Annotated in this window: 18 protein-coding genes and 1 pseudogene; 12 read left to right on the forward strand and 7 right to left on the reverse strand. The window is 70.4% G+C overall.

Annotation, left to right across the window (positions count from 1 at the left end):
• Positions 1–36 precede the first annotated feature (36 nt).
• Together ACFVKT_RS00170 and ACFVKT_RS00175 are read right to left on the reverse strand one after the other, a co-directional pair.
• Complete coding sequence (locus ACFVKT_RS00170; RefSeq protein ID WP_385725912.1) at positions 37–1,863, reverse strand: AMP-dependent synthetase/ligase; 1,827 nt, start codon at positions 1,861–1,863, stop codon at positions 37–39.
• 327 nt (positions 1,864–2,190) lie between these two features.
• Complete coding sequence (locus ACFVKT_RS00175; RefSeq protein ID WP_385725914.1) at positions 2,191–3,054, reverse strand: LysR substrate-binding domain-containing protein; 864 nt, start codon at positions 3,052–3,054, stop codon at positions 2,191–2,193.
• A gap of 145 nt (positions 3,055–3,199) precedes the next feature.
• Between ACFVKT_RS00175 and ACFVKT_RS00180 the strand changes: the two genes are divergently transcribed.
• Entirely contained in the window at positions 3,200–4,234 is a 1,035-nt protein-coding gene (locus tag ACFVKT_RS00180) for a bile acid:sodium symporter family protein (RefSeq protein ID WP_385725916.1), read from the forward strand.
• Here the strand turns inward: ACFVKT_RS00180 and ACFVKT_RS00185 are convergent.
• Both ACFVKT_RS00185 and ACFVKT_RS00190 read right to left on the reverse strand, forming a co-directional pair.
• Complete coding sequence (locus tag ACFVKT_RS00185; RefSeq protein ID WP_385725918.1) at positions 4,170–5,405, reverse strand: DUF4185 domain-containing protein; 1,236 nt, start codon at positions 5,403–5,405, stop codon at positions 4,170–4,172. The two genes, ACFVKT_RS00180 and ACFVKT_RS00185, sit on opposite strands and share 65 nt — an antisense overlap.
• A gap of 10 nt (positions 5,406–5,415) precedes the next feature.
• Positions 5,416–7,296, reverse strand: coding sequence for an exo-alpha-sialidase (locus tag ACFVKT_RS00190; protein ID WP_385725920.1), 1,881 nt, complete (start codon positions 7,294–7,296; stop codon positions 5,416–5,418).
• Positions 7,297–7,484: 188 nt separating this feature from the next.
• Here ACFVKT_RS00190 and ACFVKT_RS00195 point away from each other — a divergent pair, with 188 nt between their 5' ends.
• Together ACFVKT_RS00195 and ACFVKT_RS00200 are read left to right on the forward strand one after the other, a co-directional pair.
• Positions 7,485–7,919 carry a MarR family winged helix-turn-helix transcriptional regulator gene (locus ACFVKT_RS00195; RefSeq protein WP_385725922.1) on the forward strand — a complete coding sequence of 145 codons (435 nt, stop codon included), beginning with the start codon at positions 7,485–7,487 and terminating at the stop codon, positions 7,917–7,919.
• 19 nt (positions 7,920–7,938) lie between these two features.
• Entirely contained in the window at positions 7,939–8,475 is a 537-nt protein-coding gene (locus ACFVKT_RS00200) for an isochorismatase family protein (RefSeq protein ID WP_385725924.1), read from the forward strand.
• A gap of 90 nt (positions 8,476–8,565) precedes the next feature.
• On the opposite strand, the gene fdhD is transcribed toward ACFVKT_RS00200, so the two are convergent.
• The 3 genes and pseudogenes from fdhD to ACFVKT_RS00215 form a co-directional block, all read right to left on the reverse strand.
• Complete coding sequence (fdhD, locus tag ACFVKT_RS00205) at positions 8,566–9,414, reverse strand: formate dehydrogenase accessory sulfurtransferase FdhD (RefSeq protein ID WP_385725925.1); 849 nt, start codon at positions 9,412–9,414, stop codon at positions 8,566–8,568.
• Positions 9,415–9,541: 127 nt separating this feature from the next.
• Positions 9,542–10,300, reverse strand: a pseudogene (locus ACFVKT_RS00210) (molybdopterin dinucleotide binding domain-containing protein); the annotation flags it as partial.
• 47 nt (positions 10,301–10,347) lie between these two features.
• A complete protein-coding gene (locus ACFVKT_RS00215) occupies positions 10,348–11,319 on the reverse strand; it encodes a 2-dehydropantoate 2-reductase (protein WP_385725927.1) in 972 nt (323 codons plus the stop codon).
• Positions 11,320–11,652: 333 nt separating this feature from the next.
• Between ACFVKT_RS00215 and ACFVKT_RS00220 the strand changes: the two genes are divergently transcribed.
• From ACFVKT_RS00220 to ACFVKT_RS00260, 9 genes are all read left to right on the forward strand, one after another.
• The gene (locus ACFVKT_RS00220; protein WP_385725929.1) at positions 11,653–12,975 is read left to right on the forward strand and encodes an OFA family MFS transporter; all 1,323 of its coding nucleotides are present in this window, start codon (positions 11,653–11,655) and stop codon (positions 12,973–12,975) included.
• Entirely contained in the window at positions 12,953–13,102 is a 150-nt protein-coding gene (locus ACFVKT_RS00225; protein ID WP_385725931.1) for a hypothetical protein, read from the forward strand. Before ACFVKT_RS00220 ends, ACFVKT_RS00225 begins: the two co-directional genes overlap by 23 nt.
• A 138-nt stretch (positions 13,103–13,240) precedes the next feature.
• Positions 13,241–14,179: a beta-ketoacyl-ACP synthase III gene (locus ACFVKT_RS00230; protein WP_385725933.1), complete on the forward strand. Its 939-nt coding sequence runs from the start codon at positions 13,241–13,243 to the stop codon at positions 14,177–14,179.
• Positions 14,180–14,315: 136 nt separating this feature from the next.
• The gene (locus ACFVKT_RS00235; protein ID WP_385728060.1) at positions 14,316–14,990 is read left to right on the forward strand and encodes a GntR family transcriptional regulator; all 675 of its coding nucleotides are present in this window, start codon (positions 14,316–14,318) and stop codon (positions 14,988–14,990) included.
• A 233-nt stretch (positions 14,991–15,223) separates the two neighbouring features.
• Positions 15,224–16,405, forward strand: a complete 1,182-nt coding sequence (locus ACFVKT_RS00240; RefSeq protein ID WP_385725935.1) for an ROK family protein — start codon at positions 15,224–15,226, stop codon at positions 16,403–16,405.
• A gap of 118 nt (positions 16,406–16,523) precedes the next feature.
• Positions 16,524–18,041 carry a sugar ABC transporter ATP-binding protein gene (locus ACFVKT_RS00245; RefSeq protein WP_385725937.1) on the forward strand — a complete coding sequence of 506 codons (1,518 nt, stop codon included), beginning with the start codon at positions 16,524–16,526 and terminating at the stop codon, positions 18,039–18,041.
• A complete protein-coding gene (locus ACFVKT_RS00250; RefSeq protein WP_385725939.1) occupies positions 18,038–19,060 on the forward strand; it encodes an ABC transporter permease in 1,023 nt (340 codons plus the stop codon). Before ACFVKT_RS00245 ends, ACFVKT_RS00250 begins: the two co-directional genes overlap by 4 nt.
• A gap of 17 nt (positions 19,061–19,077) precedes the next feature.
• Entirely contained in the window at positions 19,078–20,115 is a 1,038-nt protein-coding gene (locus tag ACFVKT_RS00255) for a substrate-binding domain-containing protein (protein WP_385725941.1), read from the forward strand.
• Between the two features lie 493 nt (positions 20,116–20,608).
• Positions 20,609–21,883, forward strand: a complete 1,275-nt coding sequence (locus tag ACFVKT_RS00260) for a Gfo/Idh/MocA family protein (RefSeq protein WP_385725943.1) — start codon at positions 20,609–20,611, stop codon at positions 21,881–21,883.
• Positions 21,884–21,885 lie beyond the last annotated feature (2 nt).

Genomic DNA, 21,885 nt, shown 5'->3' on the forward strand with positions numbered 1-21,885 from the left:
GACGAGGAGGCTCACGCCTGTAGGACGAGGAGGGGCTCACGCCTTGTAGAGCGCCTCGACCTCCGCCGAGTACGCGTCCTCGATCGCCTTCCGCTTCAGCTTCAGAGAGGGCGTCAGCAGCCCGTGCTCCTCGGTGAACTGGTGGGCCAGTATCCGGAACGTACGGATCGACTCGGCCTGCGACACCAGCGTGTTCGCGGTGACCACCGCACGCCGTACCTCGGTCTCCAGGTCGGGGTCGCGCACGAGGTCGGCCGGGGCCATCCGCTCCTTGCCGCGCATCTGGAGCCAGTGCTCGACGGACTCGGAGTCGAGAGTGACGAGCGCGGCGATGTAGGGGCGGTCGTTGCCGACGACGATGCACTGGGCGACCAGCGGATGGTCGCGTACGCGCTCCTCCAGCACCCCGGGCGAGACGCTCTTGCCGCCGGAGGTCACCAGGATCTCCTTCTTGCGCCCGGTGATGGTGAGGTAGCCGTCCTCGTCGAGCGAGCCCAGGTCGCCGGTGGCGAGCCAGCCGTCGTGCAGGGTGGCGTCGGTGGCCTTGGGGTCGTTCAGATAGCCCTGGAAGACGTTGTCGCCGCGCAGCCAGATCTCGCCGTCGTCCGCGATGTGCACGGTGGTGCCGGGGATGGCCTGCCCCACGGTGCCGAACCGGGTGCGCTCGGGCGGGTTGGCGGTCGCGGCCGCCGTGGACTCGGTGAGCCCGTACCCCTCGTAGATGAAGACGCCCGCGCCCGCGAAGAACAGCCCGAGCCGCCGGTCCATCGCCGAGCCGCCCGACATCGCGTGCTTCACCCGGCCGCCCATCGCGGCCCGGACCTTGGAGTAGACGAGCTTGTCGAAGACCTGGTGCTGCATGCGGAGACCGGCCGAGGGGCCGGGACCGATGCCCCAGGCCTTCGCCTCGATCGCCTCCGCGTACCGCACGGCGATGTCGACGGCCTTCTCGAAGGGACCCGATCTGCCTTCCTTCTCGGCCTTGCGGCGGGCCGCGTTGAAGACCTTCTCGAAGATGTACGGGACCGCGAGGAAGAACGTCGGCTGGAAGGCGGCCAGGTCCGGCAGCAGGGCCGCGGCGTTGAGCTGCGGCTGGTGCCCGAACTTGACCCGCCCGCGGATCGCGGCGACCTGCACCATGCGTCCGAAGACATGCGCGAGCGGCAGGAACAGCAGCGTGGCCGCCTCGTCGCCGCGCTTGGAGTGGAAGACCGGCTCCCAGCGTTCGATGACGGTGTCCGCCTCGAACATGAAGTTCGCGTGGGAGATGACACAGCCCTTGGGGCGCCCGGTGGTGCCCGAGGTGTAGATGATCGTCGCGACCGACTCGGGTGTGACCGCGCGCCGGTGCCGGTGGACGACCTCGTCCTCGATGTGCGCGCCCGCCTCGTAGAGCTCGTGCACCGCGCCGACGTCGAGCTGCCACAGCTTGTGGAGCTGCGGCAGCCGGTCCACGACCGTGGCGATCGTCATCGCGTGGTCCTCGTGCTCCACCATGACGGCCGACACCTGTGCGTCGTACAGCATCCAGAAGACCTGCTCGGCCGAGGAGGTGGAGTAGATGGGTACGACCTGGGCGCCGATCGTCCAGAGCGCGTAGTCGAAGAGCGTCCACTCGTAGCGCGTACGGCACATGATCGCGACCCGGTCCCCGAACCGGATCCCCTCGGAGAGGAGCCCCTTGGCCAGCGCGAGCACCTCGTCGCGGAACTCGGCGGAGGTCACATCACGCCATTGCCCCTGCTCGTCCTTGCGGCCGAGGGCGATGTGGAGCGGGTCCTCCTGGGCATGATCGAAGACGACGTCGGCCAAACCGCCCACCGGCGGCGCCGACGCCAACGGAGGGTTGGTGAACTCGCGCAAATCCGCTCCTAGTGGCGCTCCGCACAGCGCCGTGAAAGCTACCTCACCGTGAGGCGGGGCGGGAGGGGGGTCGGAGCGCACAGAGGTTAGGCATACCTACTGGTCAGTCGCGGAAATGCCCACACATGTCGCGGAAATGCCCGCACATGGGGAAGGGCCGGCCGGAAACTCTTACGGTTCCGTAGGTTTCCGTCCCGTAATCTCCACCGAATCTGTACGAGCCGTTCCGCACCGGATGCCGGGTTGGAAGTCCTCTTCCGGCCCTTGAGTGTCACCCACTGTCACCGGATGGGCGCCCTGCTGTCAGCGGCGCCGCCGCCCGCCAGGCTAGCCCCGCCGCAATCGGTCCCCGCCCCCGAGAATCGCCGCCGCCAGCGCGTCCGCCGCCCCCTGGGCCGCCCTCCGGCGCCGCCCGTGCAGCAGGACGAAGTCGACCTCGCCCAGTTCCGGCAGCCCGGCCCGCTCGGGGACCCGGACCAGCCCCGGCGGGATGAGTCCCCTTGAGTGGGCCATGACGCCCAGCCCGGCCCTGGCCGCCGCGATGAGTCCGTTGAGGCTGCCGCTGGTGCACGCGATCCGCCACGACCGGCCCTGGCGTTCCAGCGCCTCCAGCGCCAGGGCCCGTGTGATGCCCGGCGGCGGGTAGACGATCAGCGGGACCGGGCGGTCGGGATCCAGGCGGAGGCGTTCCGCGCCGATCCACACCAGGCGGTCGTGCCGGACGAGTTCGCCGCGCGGGTCCTCGGGCCGCCGCTTCGCCAGCACCAGGTCGAGCTTGCCCGCCGCGAGGTGTTCGTGGAGCGTGCCGGACAGTTCGACGGTCAGCTCCAGGTCCACCTCGGGATGGTCGTACCGGAAGCTCTCCAGGATCTCCGTGAGCCGGGTGAGGACGAAGTCCTCGGAGGCGCCGAACCGCAGCCGGCCGCGCAGCCGGGTCCCCGTGAAGAAGGCCGTCGCCTGCTCCTGCACGTCCAGCAGCCGGCGGGCGAAACCGAGCATCGCCTCGCCGTCCTCCGTGAGCTCCACGGAGTGCGTGTCGCGGGTGAACAGCTGCCGTCCGGTGGCGTCCTCCAGACGCCGTACGTGCTGGCTGACCGTGGACTGGCGCAGCCCCAGGCGCCGGGCGGCCTGGGTGAAGCTCAGCGTTTGCGCCACCGCGAGGAAGGTACGCAGCTGGGACGGGTCGTACATGTCCGGATGTTATCGCGAGACGTGATGACAGTCAGAGCAGTGTGAAGGATTCCCGATTGCGCTCGGGGGGAGGACGATGGAGAGGGCACGACCCACCTCAGACGATGACGTACTGAAACCCGCACAGAACGAGCAGTGGAGAACCGTGAGACGCCTGAAGTGGCCGGCTTGGATGCCGATCGACCCGTACATCCTGATGCTGCTCGGAACAGTCGGCCTCGCCGCGCTGCTGCCCGCGCGGGGTACGGGCGCCGACGTCGCCTCGGGCGCCTCGACGGGTGCGATCGCCTTCCTCTTCTTCCTCTACGGAGCGCGCCTCTCCACCCGTGAGGCGATCGACGGACTGCGCCACTGGCGGCTGCACACCGCCGTTCTCGTCTGCACCTTCGTGGCGTTCCCGCTGCTCGGGCTCGCCGCCCGCGGCCTCGAACCGGTGTTCCTGACCGACCCGCTCTACCAGGGCCTGCTCTTCCTCACGCTCGTCCCCTCGACCGTCCAGTCGTCGATCGCCTTCACCTCGATGGCGCGCGGCAACGTGCCCGCCGCGATCTGCGCGGGCTCCTTCTCCTCGCTGGCCGGCATCGTGGTCACGCCGCTGCTCGCGGCCTCGCTGCTCGGCGGCAGCGGCGGCTTCTCCGCCGACTCGATCGTCGAGATCGTGCTCCAGCTCCTCGTGCCGTTCGTGGCCGGACAGGTGTTGCGGCGCTGGATCGGCACCTTCATCGTGCGGCACAGGAAGCTCCTCGGATATGTCGACCGCGGCTCGATCCTCCTGGTGGTCTACACGGCGTTCAGCGAGGGCATGGTGCACGGCATCTGGCACGCGGTCAGCCCCGCCCGGCTGGCCGGGCTCCTGCTGGTCGAGGCCGTGCTGCTGGCCGTGATGCTCACGGTCACCTGGTACGGCGCGAAGGCGCTGGGCTTCAACCGGGAGGACCGGATCACCGTCCAGTTCGCCGGGTCGAAGAAGTCCCTGGCCTCCGGACTCCCCATGGCCGGCGTGCTGTTCGGCGCGCACGCCTCACTCGCCGTGCTGCCGCTGGTGCTCTTCCACCAGATGCAGTTGATGGTGTGCGCGGTGATCGCCAAGCGGCGCTCCCTCGACCCCGAGGTGGTCAGGGATCGGACCCCAGTCGCAGGGTCAAGAATCGTGGCCGGTACAGCGACACATTCCGGCTGAGGTTCGCCTGCGCCGAAGCACCTGTCGCGTCCAGCCAGTTGACGTCGTAGCTCAGCACGAGCCGGTCCTCGTCGCTCAACTCCAGGTGCACCTGGGGGTTGTACGCCGCCACCTCGCCCTGCGGCAGCTCCGGACTGAAACTCCGGGTGGGCCCGTGCCAGGGCCCCGTCGGCGAGCACGCCCAGTACGACGTGACCGTGCTCAGTCCCGCGGTCCCCGCCGCCATCGTGAACAGCACGTACGTCCCGTCGTCACGCACCACGCTGAACGCGCTGCCCACCCCCGTGCGCTGCCCGTCCCCCAGAACCGGCCGCGGAGCCGCCCGCGCCGCCCAGCGCTCGCCGTCCCAGTACTCCCAGGCCCCCGGCTCGGCGAGCCCGCCGCGCGGCACGCGCGCCACGTACGCCTTCGAGGCCGGCCGGGAGGCGGCCTGCCCGTCGTCGCCGCCGAAGACGTACGTCCACTCGCCCGCGTCGACCGTCGTGGTGCCGAACAGCACGCGCCGGGAGGGATCCGCGACGGAACTCTGGTCCAGGACCGTCGTGATGCCTTCGAGCCGCAGGTCCGGGAGGGAGAGCGTGGCGACCTCGGTGGCCGTGGGCACCCCGTAGATCCACGGGGCCTGGCCCGCCGTACGGGTCCACAGCAGGACGCGCAGCACCTGCTCGGAGGAGCCGGGGGAGCGCGGCTCGACCTGTGCCGCGACCGGCCAGCGCCACTGCTGCGGCGCCGGATCGGGGAAGACCGGCGCGGGGAGCGTGGTCTCCAGGCGCCCGGACTCCGACATCACCACGGCCGAGTTGCGCACCAGCGGAGCCGAGGCGTCGCGCCAGGCGAAGGACTCGCCCACCGGGTTCGGCGGCGCGTACACCTGGCCGAGATAGGTGTCCGAGAACAGCCACAGCAACCGCCCGTCCGGCAGCCGCACCGAGTGCGTGCCGTCGCCGCCGGTCCAGTCGTCGACGCGTGAGGCGTCGTCCCCGTACCGCGCGAACTCGTCCGTGAGCCGCTCCTCGGCGGTCCAGGACGTGAGCGTACGAGCCGTGCACGCGTCGCCGCCCTCCCGGTCGTCGTCCGGGAGGGCGGTGAGCAGTACGGCGGCGCAGACTAGGGCGAGCAGGATGCCGAGCGCGGTCCCGTTCTGGCGTCGTGCTCCTGCGGCGTCCGGCACGCACGGGACGTTAGCGGCCGCCGCTCACGTGGTCCATGGGCAGCCACAGCACCGTGTCCTGCGTCACAGGGAGGAAGTTGTCCGTGCGCAGGTCGGTCAGCTCCTCGTCGGTCAACGCCCGCGCGTCGAGCCGGACTTCGTCGATCGCGCCGGTGAAGTGCGCCCGGCCGTCCATCCGTTGCCCGATGTGCACCCCGAACGGCGAGTTCCGGCTGACCGATCCGGGCAGGTCCGCCGAGCTGAGCGACGTACCGTCGATGAACAGCGTCAGCTGCCCGTCCCCGCGGCGCAGCGCCAGGTGGTGCCACTGACCGTCGTTGTACGCGCCCATGGTGCGCACGGACGTCGTGGTCGGGGGCGCCGCGCCGTCCCGGGTGGTGATCAGCCCCGTGATGCGGCCGGACTCGGGCTCGCCGCGCAGCCACACCTGCGGCTGCGAGTTGCCGGAGCCGCCCATCCACAGCAGTGGCTGTTCACCGGTGGTGGCCGTGTAGCGGAACCACAGGGAGGCGGTGAAGGCCTTGCTTCCGAGCGGGAGTTGCTCCCGGTAGGGCAGGCGTACGGCGTCGTCGGTGCCGTCGAACTGGAGCGCGCCGCCGAGCACGCCCGGCGTCTCCCGGGCGCCGCCGAGGACCGCGGCCGGCTCGGCGCCCGGTGCCAGGTCGAGGGTCGTCGGGTCCGCGCCGCGGCTGGGCTTCAGCCAGTCCTCGGTGAAGCGGGCGAAGCGGATCTCGTCGCGCGCGTCGACGGCGCCGCCCTCGTACAGCAGGCCCACGGTGCCGGAGTCGATCGCGACCATGTCCGAGTAGCCGGACCAGTCCGTCGTGACGACCGTGCCGCGGTCCACGCTCTCCCAGGTGGCCCCTTCGTCGTACGAGGAGCGGATCATCATCGTCCGGCGGCGGTCCGGGTCGCCGGGGCAGGCGAGCAGCAGCCGGTTGCCCAGCCGCAGCAGGGAGCCCTGAACCTGGGGTGTGTAGAGATCCGGGATGTCCTTGAAGGGCGCGGCGAAGGTGCTGCCGCCGTCGCTGCTGACGGCCTGGGTGCGGTGCCCGAGGTCGGCGCCGTCCTGCTCGCGCCCGCTGACCAGGACGGACCCGTCCGCGCGCTCCGTGAGCGCGATCTCGGACGGCTTCTGGCGGAAGGTCCCGTCGTCGGCGATGGGCCACGAGTCGGTCGCGCCGATGGCCCAGTGCTCGCCGCCGTCGTCACTGGTGATCAGCGCCGCGTGGTTGGTGATGGGCCGGCTCCCCTCCCACGTCTCGGTGTTGACGCCGAAGACGAGGCGTCCCGCGTGCGCGCCGGCGGTGAGCTGGATGCCGTGCACGGGACCGGTGGCGTACCAGGAGTTCCAGTGGGCCGGGAGGAGTTCCTCGCTCAGGTCGCGCGGCTGCGACCAGGTGAGGCCGTCGTCGTCGCTGTGCTGCATGTGCGGGGTGCGGTCGCAGGGAACCGCGCAGTTCGCGCTGTCCGTCCGGCCCGTGTTGTAGGTCTCGGCCAGCAGGATGCGGCCGGTCTCGCGGTCCACGACGGGTGCCGGGTTCCCGTGGGTGTCGCCGTCGCCTTCGTTGACGACCTGGAGCGGACTCCAGGTGCGGCCGTCGTCGGTGGACCGCTTGACCACGATGTCGATGTCGGCCGCGTCCCCGCAGTTGAGGACCCGCCCTTCGGCGAACGCCAGCAGTGTGCCCTTGGCCGTCCGTACGACGGCGGGGATGCGGAAGCAGGAGTAGCCCGGATCCTGCGAGGCCTTGAAGAGCACCTGCTGCTCGAACTCGCTCGCCGCCGCAGCCGGTTCGGCTCCGGCCGGGACCGGCAGCGCGAGCAGCGAGGCGGTGGTCAGCACGGCGGTGACGGTCGATCTGAGACGAGCGCGGAGACTCGACGGCATGGTGCGGCCCTGCCCTTCATACGGCTGGACAACTGGTGACGAGGTGTCAGGGCCGGGGTATCGCTGTGCCAGGGGTGCTCCGCGGTGCGGTCACGCAGCGTCCTCCTGAGGGCATTGATTCGTTGGGAGTCCCAACGATATCCAGAGAATCGTTGGGATGTCCAATGATTATTGGATAGGATGTTTGTGTGTCTGCGTCTCTGTCCGCCATTCGTGCGCTCCCCAGCTGGCTCCTCGGCCGGGCGGCAGCCCATGGCCGCGCGCTCGTCGCCGAGGCGCTGGCCGCCGAGGGCATGAAGGTGTGGCACCACGTGGCGCTCTCCGCCGTCTCGGACCTCGGCCCCGTCGCCCAGGCGGAGCTGGGCCGCGGTATCCGGCTCGACCCCAAGGACCTGGTCGGCGTCCTGAACGACCTGCAGTCCGCCGGCCTGGTCGTCCGGGAGCCGGACCCCGCGGACCGCCGCAAGAACGCGGTGTCGATCACCGAGGAGGGGCGCCGGCTCCTGAAGCGTTGCGAGAAGGCGGCGCGCGAGGCGAACGACGAACTGCTCGCCTCGCTCTCGACGGCCGAACGGGAGCAGTTCACGGGCTTGTTGATCCGGATTTCCGATACGGACGGCTGACGCGGGCTAACGTTCCGTCATGAACGCACCCCAAGCCGAACCCAGGCTCGCCCTCGACCCCACTCACACCGCGCTGGTGCTCGTCGATCTGATGGACCGCATCGTCGGGCTGCCCCTGGAACCCCGCAAGGGGACCGAAGTCCTCGCAGTGGCCGAGGAGTTGGCGGCCGCGTTCCGCACGGTGGGAGCGCCCGTCGTGCTCGTCCGGGTGGAGCGGCCCGGGATTCCCCGGCAGCCGCCCGGCAGTGAACTCGTCGCCGGGCTTGCGACGGAGGGTGATGTGGAGATCGTGAAGCGGACGATCGGCGCCTTCCAGGGCACCGGGCTGGACGAGCGCCTGCGTGAACGCGCCGTCACCACCCTGGTGTTCGGCGGCGTCGCCACCAACCTGGGCGTCGAGTCCACCGCCCGCGCGGCCGGCGACCTCGGCTACGACCTCGTCTTCGTCGAGGACGCCATGGCCGCTCTCACCGCCCCCGAGCACGAGGCGGCGGTGAGCCTGAATTTCCCGCGCCTGGGCACGGTGGTGACCTCCGCGGAGGTGCGGTTCACCTAGGAGTGGAGCTGAGGCTGAGGCGGGGCCTCTCCGGCGCAGGGGGCGCTCCCCGCCGGTAGAGGCCCCGCCGCCGTGACGCGGGAAAGCCGGTCAGCCCTGGGCGGCCGCGGCCTGCAGGGCGATGCGGTGCTCGCCCGCGTACACGTTCATGGAGGCGCCGCGCAGGAACCCGACCAGTGTCAGGCCCGTCTCCGCGGCCAGGTCGACCGCGAGGGACGACGGGGCCGAAACCGCCGCGAGCACCGGAATGCCCGCCATCACCGCCTTCTGCGCCAGCTCGAAGGAGGCCCGCCCCGAGACCAGAAGTACGGTCCGGGACAGCGGCAGCGTGCCGTTCTGCAGGGCGCGGCCGACCAGCTTGTCGACCGCGTTGTGCCGGCCCACGTCCTCCCGTACGTCGACGAGCTCGCCCTCCTCGGTGAAGAGCGCCGCCGCGTGCAGACCCCCGGTCCGGTCGAAGACCTGCTGCGCCGCCCGCAACCGGTCGGGGAGGAGGGCGAGGAGCTCGGGCTCCAGCCGCACCGGGGGAGTGTCGTTGATGGTCCAGCGGGCCGTCGTACGGACCGCGTCCAGGCTCGCCTTGCCGCACAGACCGCAGGAGGACGTCGTGTACACATTGCGTTCGAGCGTGATGTCGGGCATCACGAGGCCCGGCGCCGTCCGCACGTCGACGATGTTGTACGTGTTGGAGCCGTCCACCGTGGCGCCCGCGCAGTACACGATGTTGGCGAGCTCGTCCGCCCGGCCAAGGACCCCCTCGCTGACGAGGAAGCCCGCCGCCAGCGCGAAGTCGTCACCGGGGGTGCGCATCGTGATGGCGAGGGGTTTGCCGTTGAGCCGGATCTCCAGAGGCTCCTCGGCGACGAGTGTGTCCGGCCGGGTGGAGACCGCCCCGTCGCGGATACGGAGCACCTTGCGTCGTTCCGTCACTCGTCCCATGTTGATCAGCCCCGGTTCTGTCCGTACTGGTGGCCTGAGCGGCCCTTGCTGTGGAGGTTGCCGTGAGTCGCCGGACCGTCGTACGGCCGGGTGACCTTCACCCGGCCATTGTCCTGCACCCGCGCGATCAGGGGGCGGCCCACTCCACCCCCTCGTCCGCCGGGGGCCCGGTCACGGCCGGCAGCCGCTCGATCCGGACCGCCGACGCGGTGAATTCCGCCGTACCGGCGATGGGACTGTTCGTCCCGGTCGCCAGCAGGCCGGTGTCCACCTCGTCGGGAACGTGCGCTGCCGCCATGAAGGCCAGCCCGGGCCGCAGCTCGGTGTCCACCCATACGGGTGCCACCACCGAGCCCTGCCGCGAGGCGACCCTGACCTGCTCGCCCACGACCACGCCGTAACGCTCGGCGTCCTCCGGGCACAGCTCTACGTACTCACTGCGGTGCCGTGGCGGCCTGGCACCGCCGCCGCCCAGACGGCGACCCGTGGTGAGCCGGATCGGGTAGCGCTCGTCCGTCAGGCCGACGGGCGGGTCGTGCCGGACGAGCTCGAAGGCCGCCCGGCGACCGCCGCCCACGCCCGAGCGCCCCGTCAGCAGTGACAGGTTGGCCAGCGCGCGAGCGTGCTCCGAGCCGTCGCCGTCAGGCTGCTCGGCGCTGCCGTACGCCCGGTCCTGCCGGGCGTACGACTGCGCCAACTGCCGTACGGCGGACGCCGGTACGCCCGTCACCTTCGCGGCCAGCGACGGTGTCCACGGTTCGACCAGCTGTCTGTACTCCTCGAAACCGCTCGTGGCGCTCTCGATGAAGGCATGGTCGGCGAGGCCCGCGCGGATGATCTCGCGGCCGACCGCGTGGGCCAGCGCGATGTCGCTGTCGACGTCCAGGACCGGTGGACGTACCGGCCTGGTGTGGAGCTGCGGTTCGGGTCTGCTCATGCGGCGGTCCGCAGCGCGAGCAGATCCGAGATGGCGTGCACCGTGCGGAGTGTCGGCACCGGGACCTCGGTGATCTCCGCCAGCTCCACGACGGCCGCGAGCAGCACGTCGAGTTCGAGCGGCTTGCCGCGCTCCAGGTCCTGGAGCGTGGAGGTGCGGTGGTCGCCGACGCGCTCCGCGCCGGCCAGCCGCCGCTCGATGGAGATGCCCACCTTGCAGCCGAGGGCCTCCGCGACCGCGAGCGTCTCGGCCATCATGATCTCGATGACCTTGCGTGTGCCGCCGTGCAGGCACATCTGCCGCATCGTCGCCCGGGACAGCGCGCTGATCGGGTTGAAGGAGATGTTGCCGAGCAGCTTGAGCCAGATGTCATTGCGCAGGTCCTGCTCGACCGGACACTTGAGCCCGCCCTCCACCATGGCCTCGCTGAACGCCCGACAGCGCTCGGAGGTGGACCGGTCCGGCTCACCGATGGAGAACCGGGTGCCTTCCAGATGCCGGACAACTCCCGGCCCTTCCAGCTCCGTTGCGGCATATACCACGCATCCGATGGCCCGTTCGGGCGCGAGCACCGCACTGACCGCGCCGTCGGGGTCCACACTCTCCAGACGGTGGCCGTCGTGCGGCCCGCCGTGCTGGTGGAAGTACCACCAGGGGATGCCGTTCTGAGCGGCGATGACCGCTGTCTTGTCGTGCAGCAGTGGCTCGATCAGCGGCCCGCACGCCGCGTACGAGTTGGCTTTGAGACCCAGGAAGACGTAGTCGACCGGACCGATGTCGGCCGGGTCGTCGGTGGCGTGGGCACGCGCGGTGAAGTCACCGCGGGGGCTGAGCACGCGGACTCCGTGCTGCCTCATGGCCGCGAGATGCGGTCCACGGGCGACGAGGTGCACATCGGCGCCTGCGCGGTGCAGCGCGGCGCCGACGTAGGCGCCGATCGCACCGGCGCCCAGAACTGCGACTTTCACTGTGTGGCGCTCCGTTCGGTCGAGGGTACCGAGGAACTGCCGAACTCTGTCGACGAAATATTGTCTACAGGATGGAATGATGGGCGGCAAGGGCTGGGACAGCACGTGGGGGGCCGACAACGCTGCCTTTGCACGGCTTTTGCGAGGCGCTTCAGTCGCGTTGGGCCGCGGTTCGCGTGTGCTCGGACCGTTGGCGCGATCACGGTGGCGTAAACCGTTCGTCGGACCCCGGCTGCCGTTCGTCGCGTCAGGGATACCGCTCACCGCATACCGTCGACGCGTTTCTGCCGCCCGGCTTCCCCAACGAGCAACCGCTTCCTATCGTTTGGGATCATGAGCCCCCCTGTCGCACCCCCAGGCTGGAGCCGCTGGCTCGTCCCGCCGGCGGCCCTGTCCGTCCACCTCTCCATCGGCCAGGCCTACGCCTGGAGCGTCTTCAAGCCGCCGCTCGAATCCGCGCTCGGCCTCAGCGGCACCCAGAGCGCGCTGCCCTTCCAGCTCGGCATCGTCATGCTCGGTCTGTCCGCCGCGTTCGGCGGCACGCTCGTGGAGCGCAACGGGCCGCGCTGGGCGATGACCGTCGCCCTCGTCTGCTTCTCCTCCGGCTTCCTGATCGCCGCGCTCGGCGCCGCCACCGAGCAGTACTGGCTGATCGTGTTCGGCTACGGATTCGTCGGTGGCATCGGCCTCGGCATCGGCTACATCTCGCCCGTATCGACCCTGATCAAGTGGTTCCCGGACAGGCCCGGCATGGCCACCGGCATCGCGATCATGGGCTTCGGCGGCGGCGCGCTGATCGCCTCGCCGTGGTCCGCGCAGATGCTGGAGTCCTTCGGCTCCGACTCCTCCGGGATCGCGCTCGCCTTCCTGGTGCACGGGCTGACGTACGCCGTCTTCATGTCGCTCGGCGTGCTGCTGGTCCGCGTGCCGCGCAGCGAGAAGCCCGTCGCCGCCGGCCCCAGCTCCCTCGACGGAGTGCAGGTCTCCGCCCGGAACGCCGTACGCACCCCGCAGTTCTGGTGCCTGTGGGTGATCCTCTGCATGAACGTGACCGCGGGCATCGGCATCCTGGAGAAGGCCGCCCCGATGATCACGGACTTCTTCGCGGACTCCTCCACACCTGTGTCCGTCTCGGCCGCCGCCGGATTCGTCGCGCTGCTCTCCGCGGCCAACATGGCGGGCCGTATCGGCTGGTCCTCGACGTCCGACCTGATCGGACGCAAGAACATCTACCGCGTCTACCTCGGCGTCGGCGCCCTGATGTACGCGACCATCGCCTGGTTCGGAGACTCGTCCAAGCCGCTGTTCATCCTCTGCGCGCTGGTGATCCTCTCCTTCTACGGCGGCGGCTTCGCGACCATCCCCGCCTATCTGAAGGACCTCTTCGGCACCTACCAGGTCGGCGCGATCCACGGCCGCCTGCTCACCGCCTGGTCCACCGCGGGCGTGCTCGGCCCGCTGATCGTGAACTGGATCGCCGACCGGCAGGAGGAGGCGGGCAAGTCCGGCTCAGCGCTCTACGGCACGTCGTTCCTGATCATGATCGGCCTGCTCGTCGTCGGCTTCGTGGCCAACGAGCTCGTACGACCCGTCCACGTCCGGCACCACATTCCCGCACCCAGGGAGGCCACCGATGTCCAGCAGCAGTCCGCCTGACACGACCGGCGACAGCCCGCCCGACCGGCGGCCGCTGATCGCCTTCGCCTGGCTCTGGGTGGGCGCGCCGCTCGTCTACGGGGTGTACGAACTCGTACAGAAGGCGACCCAGCTGTTCACGGGATGACTGTTCGGGTGTCCCGGGGGCTGACAGAAGCCGACAAGCCTGGCGCCCCAATCCTGTGGCATCACTTGCCGTCGTACCCATGGGTCACTGATCACACTGGAGGATCCCGCTACCCAAGGCAACGAGGGGGACCCACCCATGAACGGCTCACGGATCGCCGCCGTCGGTCACTACCAGCCCGCCAAGGTACTCACCAATGAGGACCTGGCGGGCCTGGTCGACACCAGCGACGAGTGGATCAGAAGCCGGGTGGGCATCCGCACACGGCACATCGCCGGGCCCGACGAGCCCGTCGACGAGCTGGCCGCGTACGCCGCCGCCAAGGCGCTCGCCGCGGCGGGCCTGACCCCGAGCGACATCGACCTGGTCCTGGTCGCCACCTCCACGGCGATCGACCGCTCCCCGAACATGGCCGCCCGCGTCGCCAACCGGCTGGGCATCCCCTCGCCGGCCGCGATGGACATCAACGTCGTCTGTGCGGGCTTCACCCACGCGCTGGCCACCGCGGACCACGCCGTACGCGCGGGCGCCGCGACCCGGGCCCTGGTCATCGGCGCCGACAAGATGTCCGACGTGGCGGACTGGAGCGACCGTACGACCTGTGTGCTCGTCGGCGACGGGGCGGGCGCCGCCGTGGTCGAGGCTTCCGACGAACCGGGGATCGGCCCGGTGCTGTGGGGCTCGGTCCCCGAAATGGGCAACGCGGTGCGGATCGAGGGGACGCCCTCCCGCTTCGCGCAGGAGGGCCAGAGCGTCTACCGCTGGGCGACGACCCAGCTCCCGGCCATCGCCCGCAAGGCCTGCGAACGCGCGGGACTCGCTCCCGAGGACCTCGCAGGGCTCGTCCTGCACCAGGCGAACCTGCGCATCATCGAGCCCCTCGCCGAGAAGATCGGCGCGGTCAACGCCGTCGTCGCCCGTGACGTCGTCGAATCGGGGAACACATCGGCGGCTAGTATTCCGCTTGCCTTCTCCAAGCTCGTGGAGCGCGGAGAACTCTCCAAGGGGGACCCGGTACTGCTGTTCGGCTTCGGTGGGAACCTGTCGTACGCCGGACAGGTCGTCCGTTGCCCGTGAACAGCCCCCGGCATGATGGTGTGCCGAGCCCAACTCCCGTGCCTGCTGGCCTTTGTGCGCCGTAGACTGTAGGCGAAAGACAATTCATAATTGCCTTTCGCAATGCAGCGACAACGCTGCCCAGGAGGGGACCGTGATGTTGTCGACAGGACTGCCGCAGGGAGCGGTGCCCAAGCTCGAACGGCCCGGCCCGTTGCGCGACCGTGTCTACGAAGCGCTGCTCGAACTCATCACCACCCGCGCCCTGGCACCGGGCCAGCACCTCGTCGAGAGCGAACTCGCCAGGCACCTCGGGGTGTCCCGGCAGCCCGTGCGCGAGGCCCTGCAGCGGCTCAGCACCGAGGGATGGGTCGATCTGCGGCCCGCCCAGGGCGCCTTCGTGCACGAGCCGACCGAGGAGGAGGCGGACCAGCTCCTGACGGTCCGTACGCTCCTGGAGGCCGAGGCCGCCCGGCTCGCCGCCGCCAACGCGGGTCCCGAGGCCATCGCCACCCTCGAGGCACTGTGCGCGGAGGGTGAGCGTGCGGTCGCCGCCGACGACGTGGACACCGCGGTCGCGACGAACGCCCGGCTCCACGCGACGGTCATGGAACTCGCGGGAAACACCGTCCTCGCCGAGCTGGCCGCGCAGGTCGACCGGCGCGTCCGCTGGTATTACACACCGATCGCCCGCCAGCGTGGCCGTCAGTCCTGGATCGAGCACCGCGAGTTGATAGCGGCGATAGCGGACCGTGACGAGCAGCGTGCCACGGCGGTCATGCGCACCCACACCGAGCACACGCGGAAGATGTACCACGAGCGGGAGAAGTAGCCCGGACGGGATCCGGACACCGGGAGAGCGGGTCACAGCCCTGGCTGTGGCCCGTTTTGCATGCCCGCGGACCCTTCTTTGTCCTGTCAGTGGAGAAAGTTGGCAGCAATCTCTGCGCGACTTCTTCCCACCCCAGGCAGCCGCTGCTACGTTCCACTCGAAAGCAGACCCGGCGAGGTGGCCGGAACTGGCGGACGCAAGCCAATTGAGGCGGGGAGGGGCTCGTGAGACGTATGACGGCACGACCCGCCAACGCGCACCAGGCGCGGCTGCTGCGGCTGTTGCGTGACGGCGGCCCCAACTCCCGTGCCCAGCTGGGCGATCAGATCGACCTCTCACGGTCGAAGCTGGCCGTCGAGGTGGACCGGCTCCTGGAGACCGGCCTCGTGGTCGCCGACGGACTGGCCGCCTCCCGCGGTGGCCGTCGCTCCCACAACATCCGGCTCGCACCGGCGCTGCGCTTCCTGGGCGTCGACATCGGCGCGACCTCGATCGACGTGGCCGTCACCAACGCCGAGCTGGAAGTACTCGGGCACATCAACCAGCCCATGGACGTACGCGAGGGCCCGGTCGCGGTCTTCGAGCAAGTCCTCGCCATGGCGGCCAAGTTGAGGGCGTCGGGGCTGGCGGAAGGGTTCGACGGCGCCGGAATCGGCGTACCGGGACCCGTCCGGTTCCCCGAGGGCATCCCCGTCGCGCCGCCGATCATGCCCGGCTGGGACGGCTTCCCGGTCCGGGAGGCGCTCAGCCAGGATCTCGGCTGCCCGGTCATGGTCGACAACGACGTGAACCTGATGGCCATGGGGGAGCAGCACGCGGGCGTCGCACGCTCCGTGGGCGACTTCCTCTGCGTCAAGATCGGTACCGGCATCGGCTGCGGCATCGTCGTCGGCGGCGAGGTCTACCGCGGTACGACGGGAAGCGCGGGCGACATCGGGCACATCCAGGCCGTGCCCGACGGCCGTCCGTGCGCCTGCGGCAACCGGGGCTGCCTGGAAGCCCACTTCAGCGGTGCCGCGCTCGCCCGCGATGCCACGGACGCCGCCCAGCAGGGACTTTCCACGGACCTCGCGACCCGTCTTGAGGCGAACGGCAGCCTGAGCGCGGTCGATGTCGCCGCCGCGGCCGCCGCGGGCGACGCCACCGCGCTCGACCTGATCCGCGAGGGCGGAAACCGTACCGGTCAGGTCATCGCCGGCCTTGTCAGCTTCTTCAATCCGGGCCTGGTGGTGATCGGCGGTGGGGTGACGGGTCTCGGCCACACCCTGCTCGCCGCGATCCGTACCCAGGTCTACCGCCAGTCGCTGCCCCTGGCGACCGGCAATCTCCCCATCGTGCTGGGTGAGTTGGGCCCGACCGCCGGAGTCATCGGCGGTGCCCGGCTCATCAGCGACCACCTGTTCTCACCCGCGTAACCACTCTCGGTTCAACGGATCACCAGCACAGCGCCCTGCTCTGCCCTGCCCGAAACACGCCTGCTCCGCACGCGCACCGCCCTGCAACCGGCCCGCACGCCTGCCAAAGGGAACCGTCATGGCACCAGAACCACCGCTGCTCACCATGTCCGGCATCACCAAATCGTTCCCCGGAGTCCGGGCCCTCGACGGTGTCGACCTCGACGTCCAGGCCGGCGAGGTGCACTGTCTGCTCGGCCAGAACGGCGCCGGAAAGTCCACGCTGATCAAGGTCCTGGCCGGCGCCCACCAGCCCGACGACGGCACCATCGGCTGGCGCGGCGACCACGTCACCCTCCGGTCGCCGATCGCCGCCATGCGCCTCGGCATCGCCACCATCTACCAGGAACTCGACCTGGTGGAGGGCCTGTCGGTGGCCGAGAACGTGCACCTCGGGCATGAGCCCACGGCCGCCGGTTTCGTCGTACGAGGGAAGGCGGCGAAGGAGTCAACGGCTGCCCTCCTCAGAAGACTTGGGCACTCCGAGATCGATCCGGCGCGGCTCGTCGGTGAACTGTCGGCAGCCCAGCAGCAGATCGTGTCCATGGCGCGGGCGCTCTCCCACGACGTACGGCTCATCGTCATGGACGAGCCGTCCGCCGCCCTCGACCCCGACGAGGTCGACAACCTCTTCCGCATCGTCGGAGACCTCACCGCGGACGGCGTCGCCGTCGTCTACATCTCGCACCGCCTGGAGGAGATCCGCCGCATCGGCGACCGCGTGACCGTGCTGAAGGACGGGCGTGCGGTGGCGGGCGGGCTGCCCGCGAAGTCCACACCGACGCGCGAGGTGGTGGCGCTGATGACGGGCCGCAACGTCGAGTACGTCTTCCCGGACAGGCCTGTGACACGGCCTCCTGGTGAACCGATTCTCCAGGTCCAAGGCCTGGCCCGTGCGGGGGAGTTCGAGTCCCTCGACCTCGATCTGCGGCCCGGCGAGATCGTCGGACTGGCCGGGCTCGTGGGCTCCGGGCGCTCCGAGATCCTGGAGACGATCTACGGGGCGCGCAAGGCGTCGCAGGGCCAAGTCATCGTCGACGGGCGGGTGTTGCGACCCGGCAGCGTGCGCGCCGCCGTCCGCGCCGGGCTCGGGCTCGCCCCCGAGGAGCGCAAGGCGCAGGCCCTGCTGATGCTGGAGTCCGTCACCCGCAATGTGTCGGTGTCCTCCATGTCCCGCTTCTCCCGCGCCGGTTGGATCGACCGCGGCGCCGAACGCGCCGCGGCGCGTTCGGCGACCCGCGAGCTGTCCCTGCGCCCGGACAACCCGTCCGTGCCGATCCGGACGCTGTCCGGCGGCAACCAGCAGAAGGCGGTCCTCGCACGCTGGCTGCTGCGCGGCTGCCGGGTGCTGCTGCTCGACGAGCCGACCCGAGGCGTCGACGTCGGCGCCCGCGCCGAGCTCTACGCCGTCATCCGGCGCCTCGCCGACGAGGGCCTCGCCGTCCTGCTGGTCTCCAGCGAAGTGCCCGAAGTGCTCGGCCTCGCCGACCGGGTGCTCGTCCTGCGCGAGGGGCGGGTCGTCCACACGGCCCCGGCCCGGGAGCTCGACGAACACCGCGTCCTCGACCTCGTCATGGAAGGAACGTCAACGTCATGACGCAGCCAGCGTCACCTCCCAGGCCCGGTGACACCCGCAAGGTCCCGCCGGTGGACCGGACAAGCCCGTGGCGGACGGTCGCGGCCCGCGCCGACGTCCGTACGCTCTCCCTCCTCGGGGTACTCGCCGCCCTGATCATCATCGGCGGCATCACCAAACCCGAGGAGTTCCTCGACACCCGCAACCTCCAACTCGTCCTCACCCAGGCCTCGGTGATCGGGGTCGTCACCGTCGGCATGACCTTCGTCATCACCTCGGGCGGCATCGACCTGTCGGTCGGCGCGATCGTCGCCCTCTCCTCGGTGTGGGCGACCACGGTCGCCACCCAGGACTTCGGTTTCGCGGGCGTCCTCTTCACGGCCGTCCTCGTCGGCGTCGGCTGCGGTCTGGTCAACGGAATGCTCATCGCGTACGGCGCGATGGTCCCGTTCATCGCGACGCTGGCCATGCTCGCCTCGGCCCGCGGACTGGCACTACAGATCACCGACGGGAAAACCCAGATCGTCTCCATCGACGGCATCCTGAAGCTCGGCGAGCGGGACTCGTACGTGCTCGGTGTACCGCCGCTGGTCATGGTCTTCGCCGTCGTCACGATCATCGGCTGGCTGCTGCTCAACCGCACCACCTTCGGCCGCCGCACGGTAGCCGTCGGCGGCAACGCGGAGGCGGCACGGCTCGCGGGCATCGACGTACGACGGCAGCGGCTGTACCTGTATCTGCTCTCCGGACTGTGCTGCGGCATCGCCGCCTTCCTGCTGATCATCCTGTCCGGATCGGGCCAGAACACCAACGGAAACCTCTACGAACTCGACGCCATCGCGGCCGCGATCATCGGCGGCACCCTGCTCACCGGGGGCCGCGGCACCATCGTCGGCTCGGTGCTCGGCGTCCTGATCTTCACCACGATCACCAACATCTTCGCGCTCAACAACCTGCAGAGCGACGTCCAGCAGATCGCCAAGGGCGCGATCATCGTGGCCGCCGTGCTCGTCCAGCGCCGTACCGCAAGCACGACTTGAGGGAAGGGTCCACCGCCATGCCAGAGCTCACGAGCCGCAGGGGACTGCTCTTCGGGACCGCCGCCGTCGGGGCCGGCGTCCTGCTCGCCGGGTGCACCAGCAACGAGTCCGACGACAACCCCGCGGCGAACGACCAGCCGGCCGCCTCCGACACCCCCGGCAAGGAGGTGACGATCGGGTTCGCCGGGCCGCAGGCCGACCACGGCTGGCTCAACGCGATCAACGACAACGCCAAGAGCCGTGCCGAGAAGTACTCGGACGTGACGCTGGAGATCACCGAGGGCTCCAACGACACGGCGGCCCAGATCGGCCAGATCGAGACCCTGATCAACAAGAAGGTCGACGTCCTGGTCATCCTGCCCGCCGACGGCAAGGCGCTCACCCAGGTGGGCCTGAAGGCCATGCGCGCGGGGATCCCGGTCGTCAACCTCGACCGGATCTTCAACTCCCCACAGGCCTACCGCTGTTGGATAGGCGGCGACAACTACGGCATGGGTCTCAACGCCGGCAACTACATCGGCGAGAAGCTCAAGGACAAGCAGGGCGCCAAGGTCATCGAACTCGCCGGGCTCGACAATCTGGAACTGACCCAGCAGCGCACCCAGGGCTTCGACGCGGCCCTGAAGAACTACCCGAACATCAGGAAGGTCGCCCGGCAGGCCGCCGAGTTCACCGTCGAGTCGGGACAGGCGAAGATGTCCCAACTCCTCCAGGCCCAGTCGGACTTCGACGCACTGTGGAACCACGACGACGACCAGGGAGTCGGCGCCCTGCGCGCCATCGAGCAGGCCGGGCGGGACGACTTCCTGATGGTCGGCGGCGCGGGCGCGCTCTCCGCCATGCAGGCCATCGAATCGGACGACGGCGTCCTCAAGGCCACCGTCCTCTACCCGCCGACCATGGCCGCCTCCGCCATCGACCTCGCCCGCGCGCTCGGCCAGAGCAAGGGCATCGGCGGCCTCGCCGAGTTCGAGATCCCCGCCTCCCTGACGCTCTACTCGGCCGTCGTCGACAAGGAGAACGTCGGCCAGTACATGGCCACCGGCTTCAAGTGAGGCGGCCGGCAGGCAGGGGCCCGGCCCAGGGACCGGGTCTCCGGAGTCTGGCCCATGGACCAGGTCTTCGGAGCGTGGCCCATGGACCAGGTCTTCGGAGCGTGGCCCATGGACCAGGTCTTCGGAGTCTGGCTCCCGGATCGGGTCTCCAGGGGCCGGCCCACGGATCGGGCCTTCGGTGGCCCGCGCCGTGCGCGAGTGCCGCGCCGCGCGCCCGTGCCCGGCTCTGGGGTCGGGTTTCGGGGGCCTGGTCCATGGATCAGGTCTTCGGGGTCGGCTCTGGGGTCGGGTTTCGGGGGCCTGGTCCATGGATCAGGTCTTCGGGGTCGGCTCTGGGGTCAGGTTTCCGGGGCCTGGCCCACGGATCAGGTCTTCCGGGCCCGCTCTCGGGTCGGGCCTCCGGAGGCCGGCCGTTGGCTCAGGCCTCCAGGGTCCCGCCCAGGGAGCAGGCCCTCACCCCCCACCGTGTTACGACCACGAGGAGGACATCCGCATGGGACAGCCGCACCAGGGCGACGAGGCCGAGGCAGCCGCCGGGGCGTCGGCGGACGCCGAAGCCGCGAAGCCGCCATTGGGCGTGGGCATGGTCGGTTACGCCTTCATGGGCGCCGCCCACTCCCAGGGCTGGCGCACTGTCGGCCACGTATTCGACCTGCCGCGCCGACCGGTCCTCGCAGCCGTCTGCGGCCGTGACGGCGAAGCCGTCCGGGCCATGGCGGACCGGCACGGCTGGGCGGCGGCCGAGACCGACTGGCGTGCGCTGATCGCCCGGGACGACGTCGACGTCGTCGACATCTGCAGCCCCGGCGACACCCACGCCGAGATCGCCATCGCCGCCCTGGAGGCCGGCAAGCACGTGCTGTGCGAGAAGCCGCTCGCGAACACCGTCGCCGAGGCGGAGGCGATGACGGAGGCCGCCGAAGCAGCTGAGCAGCGCGGGCAGTTGGCCATGGTCGGCTTCAACTACCGTCGGCTGCCCGCGACGTCGTTCGCCCGCTCGATGGTCGCCGAGGGACGACTGGGCGCCCTGCGGCACGTGCGGGTGACGTACCTTCAGGACTGGCTGGTGGACCCGGAGTTCCCGCTCACCTGGCGGCTGCGCAAGGAGGTCGCGGGCTCGGGAGCGCTCGGCGACCTGGGAGCCCACATCATCGACCTCGCGCAGTATCTGGCGGGGGAGCCGGTCGTCGGGGTCTCCGCGCTCACCGAGACGTTCGTACGGGAGCGGCCGCTGCCCGGCGGGACGACGAGCGGCCTGTCGGCGGCCTCGGAAACCGGCGGAGGCATCGGCACGGTCACCGTCGACGACGCCGCCCTCTTCACCGGCCGCTTCGCCTCCGGCGCCCTCGCCTCCTTCGAGGCCACCCGGTTCGCGACCGGCCGCAAGAACGCGCTGCGCATCGAACTCAACGGCGAGCAGGGCTCGTTGGCCTTCGACCTGGAACGCCTCAACGAACTCTCCTACCATGACCACACCGAGCCCGGCTCGTACGCGGGCTTCCGCCGCATCCTCGTCACCGAGCCCGAACACCCCTACCTGGACGCCTGGTGGCCGCCGGGCCACGGCCTCGGCTACGAGCACAGCTTCGTGCACCAGGCCCGCGACCTGGTGCAGGCCATCGCGGCCGGCCGGCGTCCCGTGCCCTCCTTCACCGACGGGCTGCAGGTGCAGCGCGTGCTGGCGGCGGTGGAGGAGAGCGCCGAGAAGAACTCCGTCTACACACCGACAGCGGTCCATACGCCCATAGCGGTTCGAGGAGGCCTTTAACG

Origin of the sequence: Streptomyces sp. NPDC127595, assembly GCF_042671685.1 — a bacterium.
In the GTDB taxonomy this organism is placed as follows: Bacteria; Actinomycetota; Actinomycetes; order Streptomycetales; family Streptomycetaceae; genus Streptomyces.

Coding starts and splice junctions, on each gene's coding strand:
- ACFVKT_RS00175 (WP_385725914.1), bottom strand. CDS start 3,054: ATGTACGACCCGTCCCAGCTGCGTACCTTCCTCGCGGTGGCGCAAACG.
- ACFVKT_RS00190 (WP_385725920.1), bottom strand. CDS start 7,296: ATGCCGTCGAGTCTCCGCGCTCGTCTCAGATCGACCGTCACCGCCGTG.
- ACFVKT_RS00200 (WP_385725924.1), top strand. CDS start 7,939: ATGAACGCACCCCAAGCCGAACCCAGGCTCGCCCTCGACCCCACTCAC.
- fdhD (WP_385725925.1), bottom strand. CDS start 9,414: ATGGGACGAGTGACGGAACGACGCAAGGTGCTCCGTATCCGCGACGGG.
- ACFVKT_RS00220 (WP_385725929.1), top strand. CDS start 11,653: ATGAGCCCCCCTGTCGCACCCCCAGGCTGGAGCCGCTGGCTCGTCCCG.
- ACFVKT_RS00225 (WP_385725931.1), top strand. CDS start 12,953: ATGTCCAGCAGCAGTCCGCCTGACACGACCGGCGACAGCCCGCCCGAC.
- ACFVKT_RS00230 (WP_385725933.1), top strand. CDS start 13,241: ATGAACGGCTCACGGATCGCCGCCGTCGGTCACTACCAGCCCGCCAAG.
- ACFVKT_RS00235 (WP_385728060.1), top strand. CDS start 14,316: ATGTTGTCGACAGGACTGCCGCAGGGAGCGGTGCCCAAGCTCGAACGG.
- ACFVKT_RS00240 (WP_385725935.1), top strand. CDS start 15,224: ATGACGGCACGACCCGCCAACGCGCACCAGGCGCGGCTGCTGCGGCTG.
- ACFVKT_RS00245 (WP_385725937.1), top strand. CDS start 16,524: ATGGCACCAGAACCACCGCTGCTCACCATGTCCGGCATCACCAAATCG.
- ACFVKT_RS00250 (WP_385725939.1), top strand. CDS start 18,038: ATGACGCAGCCAGCGTCACCTCCCAGGCCCGGTGACACCCGCAAGGTC.
- ACFVKT_RS00255 (WP_385725941.1), top strand. CDS start 19,078: ATGCCAGAGCTCACGAGCCGCAGGGGACTGCTCTTCGGGACCGCCGCC.
- ACFVKT_RS00260 (WP_385725943.1), top strand. CDS start 20,609: ATGGGACAGCCGCACCAGGGCGACGAGGCCGAGGCAGCCGCCGGGGCG.